Below are 12,325 nucleotides of genomic sequence, written 5' to 3'. Positions count from 1 at the left end.
CCGGGCGCCGATGCGAGCAGTGGACGCCCGAGAGTGTCACCGGTTCACCTGTGTCGCGTACAGGACCCGCTCACATGGCCCGCAACCGCTGGGCCGCCTCCCGCAGCACCTCCTCCCGCTTGCAGAAGGCGAACCGCACGAAGGGCGCCCCCGCCTTCCGGTCGTCGTAGAAGACGGCGTTGGGAATGGCGACCACGCCCGCGCGCTCCGGCAGGGCGCGGCAGAAGGCGACGCCGTCCTTCTCGCCCAGGGGGCGGATGTCGGTGGTGACGAAGTAGGTGCCGGCCGGCCTGAAGACCTCGAAGCCCGCCGCCGTCAGCCCGTCCGCCAGGATGTCCCGGCGGGCCCGCATGGACCGGCGGAAGTCCTCGAAGTAGGAGTCGGGCAGGGCGAGGGCCTCGGCGACCGCGTACTGGAAGGGGCCCGAGGAGACGTACGTCAGGAACTGCTTCACCGACCGGACCGCGCTGACCAGCCCCGGCGCGGCGGTGACCCAGCCGACCTTCCAGCCGGTGAAGGAGAAGGTCTTGCCGGCCGAGCCGATGCTCACCGTGCGCTCGCGCATCCCGGGGAACGCGGCCAGCGGCAGATGCTCGGCGCCGTCGAAGACCAGGTGCTCGTACACCTCGTCCGTCACCACCAGCAGATCCCGCTCCACCGCCAGCTCGGCGACGGCCGCCAGTTCGGCGCGGGTGAGGACCGTACCGGTCGGGTTGTGCGGGGTGTTGATCAGCAGCAGCCGGGTGCGCTCGTTGACCGCCGCCCGCAGCTCGTCCAGGTCCAGGCGGAAGCGGGCCCCCTCGGCGGCCCCGCCGACGTGCGGCCGCAGCGTCACCGGCACCCGCTTGCCGCCCGCCAGCGCGATGCTCGCCGCGTAGGAGTCGTAGTACGGCTCCAGCGCCACGACCTCGTCACCGGGCTCGACCAGCGCCAGCAGCGAGGCCGCGATCGCCTCCGTCGCGCCCGCCGTGACCAGCACCTCGGTGTCGGGGTCGTACGACAGCCCGTAGCGGCGCAGCTGGTGCTCGGCGATCGCGGTGCGCAGCTCGGGGACACCGGGGCCCGGCGGGTACTGGTTGCCACGACCGTCGCGCAGCGCCCGTACGGCCGCCTCCCGGACCTCCTCCGGGCCGTCGGTGTCGGGGAAGCCCTGGCCCAGGTTGATCGCCCCGGTGGTCACGGCGAGGGCGGACATCTCGGCGAAGATCGTCGTCCCGAACTCGGCGAGGCGGCGGTTGAGGTGCGGGCGCTCGGTGGAGGTCATGCCGGTCATCCTGCGCCGAAGCTCTGGAGTTCCTCAACTCCGCTTTGCGGACGGACGCGGCCGGGCATCCCCCGGTCACCGCGCGAGACGCGGCAACAGGCGAGGCGCCCACGGGGGGCCGCTTCGGGGGAACGGAAGGAGGGTGGCGCCATGGAATTCGGCATCATCCTGGCGGTGGCAGTGGTCCTGGTCGTCGCGGTGGCGGGCCGGGCCCGCCGGAACCGGTACGCCAAGGTGTCGCTCGGCAAGGGCGGCCGTGGCCGGCCGGGCCGCTCGTCGTCTACGTCGTCGTCTTCGTCGTCGTACGACAGCGGGAACAGCTGGTGGGCCTGGGGCGGCGGCGCCGACTCCGGCTCGTCCTCGGGGGGACACGGCGGCCACGGGGGGCACAGCGGCGGTCACCACTCCTGCGGGGGTCACTCCTGCGGAGGCGGCTCCTCCTGCGGCGGGGGCTCGTCGTGCGGTGGCGGTGGCGGGGGCGGATGCGGGGGAGGCAGCTGACACGGGGCAGCTGAGCTTCCGGAACCTCCCGCGAACGGTCCTGTGACCCAAGGGGCTCACCGGGAACAGGGGGGACCGTATCCGGCCGCACACGGGCGCCCGGCGGACGAAGGCGTCCGGCGGGCGCCCGCCCCTCTTGTGCCCGTGCCCGGCGTCCGCCGTAGTTGAACAGTTGAACTGTGGAGCCCTCTGAGGGATGGAAACCCCATGAAGTTGGGTAAAAACGCTGTGGGGGCGCCACTGTTCATGATTCCCTCTAAATCGCCAACGCAGCCCCTCGGACGTCCCGCAGACTCCTCTCCCCGGCCGGGCCGGCTGGGCTGACGTGGCCGATCTCCCCCTCATTGCGTGTTAGCGGAGCCGATCCATGCTCACGACCCTGAACACCTCCTACACCGATACCCGCGCTGCCGACCTGGCCTGGGCCCTGGGACGCGAGCCGCTGCCCGCCCTGGCCACCCTGGATCTCGAACTCACGGGCGCCAAACTGCAGTTGCGCCTGCTCGGCGCGTCCCACCAGGTGCTCCTGGAGGAGGAGCGCGGCAGTTGTTCGGAGACGGTCGCCTGCATTCCCGGCTCCAGCCCCCCGCTCCCCCTGGGCGTCGCCAAGCGCGTCGGCGACTGGGAGTACGAGTTCGCCGCCCGTGTCGAGGTGCTCACACCCGGCTCCTTCGCGGGCCGTGCCCAGGAGTTGCTGGCCCTGGTCTCCGACCATCCGCACGGCCTGGCCGGCGTCTTTCCCGGCAGTCCGCACGCGTTCACCGCGATGCTCGCCCAGCGGCACGAGGACCAGGTGTACTGGCGTACCTGGCACGCCTACCCGCAGGACGGGCAGTTGGTGGCCACCCGGACCCGGGTCGGGGCGCGGTTGCCGGCGGGGCGGCCGGGCCGGGGCGACTCCGGGCCTTTCGAGGACGCCGCGCCGAGCCCGAGCGACATAAACCCGGGATGCGTCAACTGCTCCGAGTTCCACACGTGTGGGTGACGAAGCGTGCTGAGCCTGTGACGTAACGTCGCAGAGTGATCGAACAGCACGCCCCCGCGCCCCCGGGCGCCCCGCCCTCCCGGACCGGCCCCGCGCGGCTGCCCGTCCGGCCCGGCACCGGGCGGTTCCTGGTCCTCGTGTGCGTCTTCGTCTGCGCGGCCTGCGGACTGGTGTACGAACTCGAACTCGTCGCCTTCGCCTCGTACTTGATGGGCGACTCGGTCACCCAGGCCTCCGTCGTGCTGTCCGTGATGGTGTTCGCGATGGGCATCGGCTCCCTCGGCGCCAAACGGCTGCGCTGGCACGCGGCCGCCGGTTTCGGCGCGGTCGAATCGGCGCTCGCGCTGGTCGGCGGATGCAGCGCGATGGCGTTGTACGCCGTGTTCGCCTGGACCGGCGGCTGGGGCGGGGTGTGGGCCGAGGGCCCGCGCTGTCTCCTGGTCGCCTTCTCCCTCGCCATCGGCCTGCTCATCGGCGCCGAGGTCCCCTTGCTGATGGAGCTGATCCAGCGCATCCGCCGCCAGGACGCGGGCGGCGCGGTCGCCGACCTGTTCGCCGCCGACTACGTGGGCGCCCTGGTCGGCGGTCTGGCCTTCCCCTTCCTGCTGCTGCCCTTCCTCGGCCAGCTGACCGGCGCCCTGCTCACCGGCACGGTCAACGTCGTCGCGGGCGGCGCCCTCGTCCTCGGCCTCTTCCGCCGCGACCTCACCCGCCGCGCCCGCTGGACCCTGCTTCTCGTCGGCCTCACCGTCCTCGGCGTCCTCGCCTCCGCCGCGGCCCTCGCCGGCGACTTCGAACGGGCCGCCCGGCACGCCGTCTACGGCAAGGACGTCCGGGTGGCCGTGCAGACCGGCGTCCAGGAGGTCGTCCTGACCGGCGGCACCGACGGCAGGCCCCTCGGCCTCTTCCTCGACGGCCGCCTCCGCGTCGGCGGCCGGGACGAACGCCGCTACCACGAGGCCCTGGTCCACCCGGCGCTGTCCGGCGCCCCCGACGCGCGCGTCCTGATCCTCGGCGGCGGCGACGGCCTGGCCGCCCGCGAGGTGCTGCGCCACCGCCGGGTGCGCCGCGTCGACGTCGTCGAACTCGACCCCGGTCTGCTCCGCCTGGCCCGCCACGACCCCGGCCTGGCCGCCGCCAACGGCCACGCCTACGCCGACCCCCGCCTCCACGTCACGACGGCGGACGCCTTCTGCTGGCTGCGCGGCGCCTCCGCGGCGGCGTACGACGTCGTGATCGCCGACCTCCCGGACCCCGGTATCACCGCCAGCACCAAGCTGTACTCGCAGGAGTTCTACGGCCTCGCCCGGCGCGTCCTGAGCCCGCACGGCCGCCTGGTGGTGCACGCCGGGCCCGTCACCACCCGCCCCCGCGTCTTCTGGACGGTCGCCGCGACCCTCCGGGCGGCCGGCTTCGCCACCGCCCCCTACCGGGTCCTGGGCCACGGCTCCGGCTTCGCGGCGGGCCCCGACCGCTCCCCGGGCACGTCCCGGGCCCCGCACGACTGGGGCTTCCTGCTGGCGACCCCGGGCCGCACCCCACCGCCGCTGCGCCTGGGCCCCGGACGCCTGCGCACCCTGACACGCACCGAGCTGACGGAATACGGCGAGGCGGCGCAGCGGACGCGGATCGGGGGGCTGCGGGCGTCGACGCTGGTGCATCCACGGTACTGAGCGGTTGCCGCGTTCCCTTCCCGGCCGGCCGAGTCGGGTGGGCGGGCGAACCGCGGGGCGGAGCCCCCGGCACGTGAGGGTGAGTTCCGGTCCCGACTGGGTAGGCTCGACCGACATGGAGCACCAGGTCTTCGTCCCGGTTCCCGCCGAGCGGCTCAGAGCGGCACTGGCCGACCCCGCTCGCGTCGCCCGGGCGGTGCCCGGCCTGCAGCAGGACGCCGGTGCCGAACCCGTCGCCGGGCGGCTGAAGGTCCGCGTCGGCGGACACTCCGTCACCTACCGGGGAGCGGTACGGGTGGTGGCCCGCGAGGACGGTACGTACGCCGTCGAGGGTGACGCCACGGAGACGCGCGGTACCGGCTCGGTCACCCTCGCCCTGACCCTGCGCCTCGCCGACACCGACGGCGGTTCCACCGTCACCGTCGAGGGCACGGCGGACGCGGACGGCCGGATCACCGAATTCCCGACGGAGGCGGTGGTCTCGGCGGCGGCAAGGCTGCTGAACCGTTTCGTGGCGGGCCTGGCGGACATGGATGAGCCACCGGCTCCGAAGGACGCCGCGGACGGCTCCGCTTCGGGGGAGCCGAGGACGACCGGCGAGCCGCGGGAGCCGCGGTCCCGGGCCGACCGGCACGCCTCCGTCTTCGACACCGAGGTGCCCCCGCCCGCCCTGGACGCCGAGGCCGATGACGAGGACGCCGAGGACGGCGGTGACGCGGCCGACCGTCCTCCCGAGGACTTCGCCGACACCGGTGAACCGCCCGCCGAGGCCGCGCACGCGCGCCGGACGATGATCGGCCGCAGCGCCGAGGAGGTCGACCACGCCCCGCCGCGCGGCCGCTACGCCCCCGTGCCGGCCCCCCAGACGCTCGGCGCGAACCCGGCCCTGCGCTGGGCGGCCCCCGCCGCGGCCCTGGCGCTCGCCTCGGCCATCGTCGTCACCCGCGCCCTGCGCCGACGCCGCTAGGCATCCCGGAGGACCCGCGTACGGGCCGTAGCCGAACGGCCGCCACAGGGAAGTCCGGGACACCCCGTCCGCACCCCGCGTAGGGGCAACGCCCTCTTGATCGCCCCAGTAGGGTCGTGGCGTGAGCAACGAAGACATCACGCTGACCGCGGGCGACGCGGAGGTGAGCGTGCGGCCGGGCGACGGCGGCCGTATCGGTGGGCTGCGGATCGGCGGCGTGGAGCTGCTGCGACAGGGCGAGCGCTTCGGTTGCTTCCCGATGGTGCCCTGGTGCGGCCGGATCCGGGACGGCCGCTTCCTGGACGGCGCCACCGTCCGCCAGATGCCGCTCAACGCCCCGCCCCACGCCATCCACGGCACCGCCCGCGACGGTGCCTGGCGCACCGCGCGCGTCTCGGAGAACGAGGCGGTGATCACGCACGAGCTGGCCGACCCCTGGCCGCATACCGGCCGCGTCACCCAGATCGTCACGCTCGCCGAGGACAGCCTGACGCTGTCGATGTCCGTGGAGACGTACGACGACTCCTTCCCGGCGCAGATCGGCTGGCACCCGTGGTTCAACCGGAACCTCGGCGGCGAGGACGTCCAGCTGGACTTCGAGCCCGCCTGGCAGGAGGAGCGCGGCGCCGACCACCTCCCCACCGGCAACCGCGTCGACCCGAAGCCCGGCCCCTGGGACGACTGTTTCGGCATGCCGGGCGGCGTCGACGTCACCCTCACCTGGCCCGGACGGCTGGAGCTGAAGGTGACCGGCCGCGAGGAGTGGGTGGTCGTCTACGACGAACAGGCCGAGGCGGTCTGCGTGGAGCCGCAGACCGGGCCGCCCAACGGCCTGAACACCCAGCCGCGCCTGGTCACGCCGCTGGAGCCGCTGGAGGCCACGACCACCTGGAGCTGGCGGCGGCTCTAAGCTGGTCGCCATGACGGATGTACGCGGCGCGCTGCTGCAGCAGATCAAGGACAAGGCCGTGGTGCACGGCAAGGTGACCCTCTCCTCCGGTCTGGAGGCCGACTACTACGTCGACCTGCGCCGCATCACCCTCGACGGCGAGGCCGCCCCGCTGGTCGGCCAGGTGCTCCTGGACCTGACCGCGGACCTGGAGTTCGACGCGGTGGGCGGGCTCACCATGGGCGCCGACCCGGTCGCGGCCGCCATGCTGCACGCCGCCGCCGCGCGCGGGCGGAAGCTGGACGCGTTCGTCGTGCGCAAGGCGGCGAAGGCGCACGGGCTGCAGCGACGCGTGGAGGGGCCGGAGATCGCCGGCCGGCGGGTGCTCGTCGTCGAGGACACCTCCACCACCGGCGGCTCCCCGCTGACCGCGGTGGAGGCCGTGCGCGAGGCGGGCGCCGAGGTCGTCGCCGTGGCGACCATCGTGGACCGGGCGACCGGTGCCGCCGAGAAGATCGAGGCCGGCGCGGGCGTTGCGTACCGGTTCGCCTTCTCGAAGGATGAACTGGGTCTGGACTGACGACTCGGATTGACCTGGACTTGACCGGCGCATGGACCATCGGTTCATGTCTGGAAAGATGGGGACGACGATGACGTCGCCCCCAAGGTCTAGGTCAGGGCCGTAACGCAGCAAGCCAACCCGCAACTCAAGGAGCGGACAGATGCCCATCGCAACCCCCGAGGTCTACAACGAGATGCTCGACCGGGCGAAGGCAGGCAAGTTCGCCTACCCGGCCATCAACGTCACCTCGAGCCAGACCCTGAACGCGGCCCTGCGCGGCTTCGCGGAGGCGGAGAGCGACGGCATCGTCCAGATCTCGACCGGCGGCGCCGAGTTCCTCGGCGGCCAGTACAGCAAGGACATGGTGACCGGCGCGGTCGCGCTCGCCGAGTACGCGCACATCATCGCCGAGAAGTACCCGGTCAACATCGCGCTGCACACCGACCACTGCCCGAAGGACAAGCTCGACGGGTACGTGCGTCCGCTGCTCGCGCTCTCGCAGAAGCGTGTCGAGGCCGGTCTCACCCCGCTGTTCCAGTCGCACATGTGGGACGGCTCCGCCGAGACCCTCGCCGACAACCTGGCCATCGCCGAGGAGCTGCTGGAACAGGCGCGCCGGGCCAACATCATCCTCGAGGTGGAGATCACCCCGACCGGTGGCGAGGAGGACGGCGTCTCGCACGAGATCAACGACTCCCTCTACACCACCGTCGAGGACGCGATCCGTACCGCCGAGGCCCTCGGCCTGGGCGAGAAGGGCCGCTACCTGCTGGCCGCCTCCTTCGGCAACGTGCACGGCGTCTACAAGCCGGGCAACGTGGTGCTCCGCCCCGAGCTGCTGAAGGAGCTGAACGACGGCGTCGCCGCCAGGTTCGGCAAGCAGTCGCCGTTCGACTTCGTCTTCCACGGCGGCTCCGGCTCCACCGAGCAGGAGATCCTGACCGCGCTGGAGAACGGCGTCGTGAAAATGAACATCGACACGGACACCCAGTACGCCTTCACCCGTCCGGTCGCCGACCACATGTTCAAGAACTACGACGGCGTCCTGAAGGTCGACGGCGAGGTCGGGGACAAGAAGACCTACGACCCGCGCACCTGGGGCAAGCTGGCCGAGGCGGGCATGGCCGCCCGTGTCGTCGAGGCCACGCGGCACCTGCGCTCGGCGGGCAACAAGATCAAGTAAGCGGTACCCGCGGTGGGCCCGGCGGCTGTCTACGGCGCCGGGCCCGCTGTATACCTGGGAGCATGCCCGACGTTCGGCTGGCCTCGCCCCAGGGCAAGTGGATCGTGCTGACCACGGTTCTCGGATCCAGCATGGCCATGCTGGACTCCACCGTCGTCAACGTGGCGCTCCCGCGCATCGGCCGCGACCTGGACGCGAGCCTGGCCGCGCTGCAGTGGACGGTCAACGCGTACCTGGTCACGCTGGCCGGCCTGATCCTGCTGGGCGGTTCGCTCGGGGACCACTACGGCCGCCGGAAGATCTTCGTGGTCGGGGTGGTGTGGTTCGCGGCCGCCTCGCTGCTGTGCGGCCTGGCCCCGACCTCCGGCGTCCTCATCGCCGCCCGCGCCCTCCAGGGCATCGGCGGGGCGCTGCTGACCCCCGGCTCCCTCGCGCTCATCCAGGCCTCCTTCCACCCCGACGACCGGAGCCGGGCCGTCGGCCTGTGGTCCGGCTTCGGCGGGATCGGCGCGGCGGTCGGCCCCTTCCTGGGCGGCTGGCTGGTCACCGGCCCCGGCTGGCGCTGGGTGTTCCTGCTGAACATCCCGCTGGCCCTGCTGTGCGTCCCGGTCGCGGTCCGGCACGTACCGGAATCCGACGCCGGCACCTCCCGCGCGGGGGATTCCGCCCGCTCGGGCGAAGCCCGGACCGGGACCGGAGCCGAGAGCGGGCACGAACGGTCCCCGGGCCACTTCGACGTCCTCGGCGCGGCCCTGGGCGCCCTGGCCCTCGCCCTGCTGACCTACGCGCTCACCGAGGCCGGGTCCGGCTCCCCGGCGGTGGCCCTGACCGGAGTGGCGGGGCTCGCGGCCGCACTGGCCTTCCTCCACGTCGAGAGGCACCGCCCCGACCCGATGCTCCCGCCGGACATCTTCGCCTCGCGCCAGTTCACGGCGGTCAACCTGGTCACGCTGTGTGTGTACGCGGCCTTCGGCGGCTTCTTCTTCCTCACCGCGCTCCAGCTCCAGGTGGTGGCGGGCTACTCGCCGCTCGCCGCCGGTACGGCCCTGCTCCCCACCACCGCCCTGATGCTGCTCTTCTCGGCCCGCTCGGGCGCGCTGGCCGACCGCACGGGCCCCCGGCTGCCGCTCACCGTCGGCCCCCTGCTCTGCGCGGCGGCGATGCTGCTGATGCTCCGGGTCGGCCCGGACGCGGACTACCTGACGGACGTCCTGCCCGCGCTGCTGGTGATGGGCACCGGCATGGTCACCCTGGTCGCCCCGCTGACGGCCACGGTCCTCGCCTCCGTGGACACCGCCCGGGCGGGCCTGGCCAGCGGCGTCAACAACGCGGCGGCCCGGGCGGCGGGCCTGGTGGCGGTGGCGGCGCTCCCGCTGCTGGCGGGCATGGGCCCGGAGGCGTACCGCTCCGCGGCCGCCTTCGACCGGTCCTTCGACCGGGCCATGCCGATCTGCGCGGGCGTCCTGGTCGTCGGTGCCGCCCTGGCCTTCGCCCTCGTACGGCGTCCCGTCCCGGGCTGCCGCCGCCCGGAATGCCGGACACACGGCTCGGTGACCGCCCCACCCCTGGAGGGACGCGGGCCGGTCGCATCCCCCAGTGACAGACTGAACCCATGACGATTCACGAGAACCTTCTCGGCGGCCCGCCCCCGACCCACCTGCCCGACGACCCGGAGCCCCGGGAGCTGCTCGCCCAGGGCACCGCGCCGGCGGACGTCGCCGCCAAGTACCCCACCTCCTCCCTCGCCTGGGCCCAGCTGGCCGATGACGCGTTCGAGCGGGGCGCGGTCGTGGAGTCGTACGCCTACGCCCGTACGGGCTACCACCGCGGACTGGACGCGCTGCGCCGCAACGGGTGGAAGGGCCACGGCCCGGTGCCGTGGGAGCACGAGCCGAACCGCGGCTTCCTGCGCGCCCTGCACGCCCTCGCCCGCGCCGCCGGGGCCATCGGCGAGCAGGAGGAGTACGAGCGCTGCTCGCAGTTCCTCAAGGACTCCTCCCCGGCGGCGGCCCAGACCCTGGGCTGACCCCTGCGGGAGGCACCGGTGTGGCCCGTCTGGCAGCAGGCGGGCCTTGCCGTATCCGGGGGGATTGCGGAGGATTCGGTTGGGGACCGGGGCCCCCGTGCCGGCATCGGCAGGGGCGGACCGCTACCCGGAGCAACAACAGGAGACAGCGATGTCCCACCAGGCTCACCTCCCTTCCGAGGCCGCTGAGCCCGAGACCCCGCATCTCGATTTCGCGGGTACGACGCCGTACGAGGACTACGTCAAGGCGGACGTGCTCACCCACCTCCAGCAGACCCTCTCCGAGGACCCCGGAGAGATGGTCTTCCTGGTCACCACCCAGGTCATGGAGCTGTGGTTCACGGTGATCGTGCACGAGTGGGAGACGGCCGCGCAGGCGCTCCGCTCGGACGACGTCCCGACGGCGGTCGCCGCGCTGAAGCGCTCCGTACGGGAGCTGGAGGCGCTGAACGCCTCCTGGAAGCCGCTCGGCCAGCTGACCCCGGCGCAGTTCAACTCCTATCGGAGTGCGCTGGGCGAGGGCTCCGGCTTCCAGTCGGCGATGTACCGGCGCCTGGAGTTCCTGCTCGGCGAGAAGTCCGCGTCCATGCTCGTACCGCACCGCGGCGCCCCGCGCGCCCACGCGGAACTGGAGAAGGCGCTGCACGAGCCGAGCCTGTACGACGAGGTGCTGCGGCTGCTGGCCCGCCGCGGCCACGCGATCCCCGAGTCCGTCCTGCAACGGGACGTGGCCCGGCGCTACGAACACTCGGACGCCGTCGAGTCGGTCTGGGCGGAGATCTACTCCGGCGACCAGAACGCCGAACTCACCCGCCTCGGCGAGGCGCTCAGCGATGTGGCGGAACTGGTGTGGCGCTGGCGCAACGACCACCTGGTCGCCACCCGCCGCGCAATGGGCGCCAAGGCCGGCACGGGCGGCTCCGCCGGTGTGGCCTGGCTGGAGAAACGCGCCCGCAAGAACGTGTTCCCGGAGCTGTGGACGGCGAGGTCCCATGTCTGAGCCGGCGCTGTTCGCGGAGAAGGCGGACGCGGCGGACGAACTGGCACCGCTCCGTTCCCGCTTCGTCCTCGACGACGTGATCTACCTGGACGGAAACTCGCTGGGCGCGTTGCCGGCCGTCGTCCCCGACCGGGTGGCGGACGTGGTCCGGCGCCAGTGGGGTGAACTGCGCATCCGCTCCTGGGAGGAGAGCGGCTGGTGGACCGCGCCCGAGCGGATCGGTGACCGGATCGCCCCGCTGGTCGGCGCGGCACCGGGCCAGATCGTGGTCGGTGACTCCACAAGTGTCAACGTCTTCAAGGCACTTGTGGCAGCGATCCGCATGGCGGACGCGGACCGCGACGAACTGCTGGTCGACGCCACGACGTTCCCCACGGACGGTTACATCGCCGAGTCGGCGGCCCGGCTGACCGGCCGCACGCTGCGCGCGGTGACTCCGTCGGAGGTCCCGTCGGCGCTGTCCGGCCGCACGGCGGCGGTCCTGCTGAACCACGTGGACTACCGCACCGGCCGCCTGCACGACCTGCCGTCGCTGACGGCCGCGATCCACGCCTCCGGCGCCTTCGCGGTCTGGGACCTGTGCCACAGCGCGGGCGCGCTGCCGGTGGGACTCGACGAGCACGGGGTCGACCTGGCGGTCGGCTGCACCTACAAGTACCTGAACGGGGGCCCCGGTTCACCGGCGTACCTGTACGTGCGCGGGGAGCTGCAGGACCGTTTCGACTCCCCCCTGCCCGGCTGGAACTCGCACGCCGAGCCCTTCGGCATGAACCCGTCCTACGCCCCGGCAGCCGGCGCCCTGCGTGGCCGCGTCGGCACGCCGGACATCCTCTCCATGCTGGCCCTGGAGGCTGCCCTGGAGGTCTGGGACGGCGTCTCCGTCACCGCCGTCCGCACCAAGTCCCTCGCCCTCACGGACTTCTTCCTGCGCTGCGTGTCGGCGTACACGGAGCCCGGCCGGGTGGAGTCGGTGACCCCGGAACCCCACGAGCACCGAGGCAGCCAGATCGCCCTGCGGTGCCGCGACGCGGGAGAGGTGATGAAGCGCCTGATCGAGCGAGGCGTGGTGGGCGACTTCCGCCACCCCGACGTCCTCCGCTTCGGCTTCACCCCGCTGTACGTGAGCTTCGCCGATGTGGAGCGAGCGGCCCGGGTCCTGGGGGAGGTGCTGGCGTAGGGGACGGCCGAGGGGGCGGGGCGGGCGCGGGAACCCGGCCTCGGGCGGGCGTGCCGCTCGGGGTTGCTCCCGTCCCTGCGGAAAGGTGCGCGGGCAGG

12 protein-coding genes are annotated in these 12,325 nt (G+C 73.1%); 11 read left to right on the top strand and 1 reads right to left on the bottom strand.

From position 1 onward, the window contains the following. Window positions 1-70: 70 nt before the first annotated feature. Window positions 71-1,273: a pyridoxal phosphate-dependent aminotransferase gene (locus tag AC07C1_RS34265; RefSeq protein WP_478945501.1), complete on the bottom strand. Its 1,203-nt coding sequence runs from the start codon at window positions 1,271-1,273 to the stop codon at window positions 71-73. A 141-nt stretch (window positions 1,274-1,414) separates the two neighbouring features. Between AC07C1_RS34265 and AC07C1_RS34260 the strand changes: the two genes are divergently transcribed. The 11 genes from AC07C1_RS34260 to kynU all read left to right on the top strand — a co-directional run bounded on the left by AC07C1_RS34260 (window position 1,415) and on the right by kynU (window position 12,227). Then, window positions 1,415-1,765, top strand: a complete 351-nt coding sequence (locus AC07C1_RS34260) for a hypothetical protein (RefSeq protein WP_478945500.1) — start codon at window positions 1,415-1,417, stop codon at window positions 1,763-1,765. 367 nt (window positions 1,766-2,132) lie between these two features. Next, complete coding sequence (locus AC07C1_RS34255) at window positions 2,133-2,750, top strand: DUF2617 family protein (RefSeq protein WP_478945498.1); 618 nt, start codon at window positions 2,133-2,135, stop codon at window positions 2,748-2,750. Window positions 2,751-2,785: 35 nt separating this feature from the next. Then, on the top strand, window positions 2,786-4,423 hold the full coding sequence (locus AC07C1_RS34250; protein ID WP_478945496.1) for a polyamine aminopropyltransferase: 1,638 nt from the start codon (window positions 2,786-2,788) through the stop codon (window positions 4,421-4,423). A 115-nt stretch (window positions 4,424-4,538) separates the two neighbouring features. Beyond that, the gene (locus AC07C1_RS34245) at window positions 4,539-5,390 is read left to right on the top strand and encodes an SRPBCC family protein (protein ID WP_478945494.1); all 852 of its coding nucleotides are present in this window, start codon (window positions 4,539-4,541) and stop codon (window positions 5,388-5,390) included. Between the two features lie 121 nt (window positions 5,391-5,511). Continuing rightward, window positions 5,512-6,300, top strand: a complete 789-nt coding sequence (locus AC07C1_RS34240; RefSeq protein ID WP_478945492.1) for an aldose epimerase family protein — start codon at window positions 5,512-5,514, stop codon at window positions 6,298-6,300. A gap of 10 nt (window positions 6,301-6,310) precedes the next feature. Then, a complete protein-coding gene (gene pyrE, locus AC07C1_RS34235) occupies window positions 6,311-6,859 on the top strand; it encodes an orotate phosphoribosyltransferase (RefSeq protein ID WP_478945490.1) in 549 nt (182 codons plus the stop codon). A gap of 142 nt (window positions 6,860-7,001) precedes the next feature. Next, a complete protein-coding gene (gene fbaA / locus AC07C1_RS34230; protein WP_478945488.1) occupies window positions 7,002-8,024 on the top strand; it encodes a class II fructose-bisphosphate aldolase in 1,023 nt (340 codons plus the stop codon). Between the two features lie 62 nt (window positions 8,025-8,086). Further along, on the top strand, window positions 8,087-9,640 hold the full coding sequence (locus tag AC07C1_RS34225; protein ID WP_478945486.1) for an MFS transporter: 1,554 nt from the start codon (window positions 8,087-8,089) through the stop codon (window positions 9,638-9,640). Continuing rightward, window positions 9,637-10,050: a DUF3151 domain-containing protein gene (locus AC07C1_RS34220; RefSeq protein ID WP_478945484.1), complete on the top strand. Its 414-nt coding sequence runs from the start codon at window positions 9,637-9,639 to the stop codon at window positions 10,048-10,050. The genes AC07C1_RS34225 and AC07C1_RS34220 overlap by 4 nt, the downstream gene beginning before the upstream one ends. 151 nt (window positions 10,051-10,201) lie before the next feature. Continuing rightward, window positions 10,202-11,050: a tryptophan 2,3-dioxygenase family protein gene (locus tag AC07C1_RS34215; RefSeq protein ID WP_478945482.1), complete on the top strand. Its 849-nt coding sequence runs from the start codon at window positions 10,202-10,204 to the stop codon at window positions 11,048-11,050. After that, window positions 11,043-12,227 carry a kynureninase gene (gene kynU / locus AC07C1_RS34210; RefSeq protein WP_478945480.1) on the top strand — a complete coding sequence of 395 codons (1,185 nt, stop codon included), beginning with the start codon at window positions 11,043-11,045 and terminating at the stop codon, window positions 12,225-12,227. Before AC07C1_RS34215 ends, kynU begins: the two co-directional genes overlap by 8 nt. Window positions 12,228-12,325: the final 98 nt, after the last annotated feature.

Source organism: Streptomyces sp. NPDC045022 (genome assembly GCF_056432605.1).
Note: the sequence above shows the minus strand (reverse complement) of the source record. Positions and strands in the feature narration are given on the sequence as shown.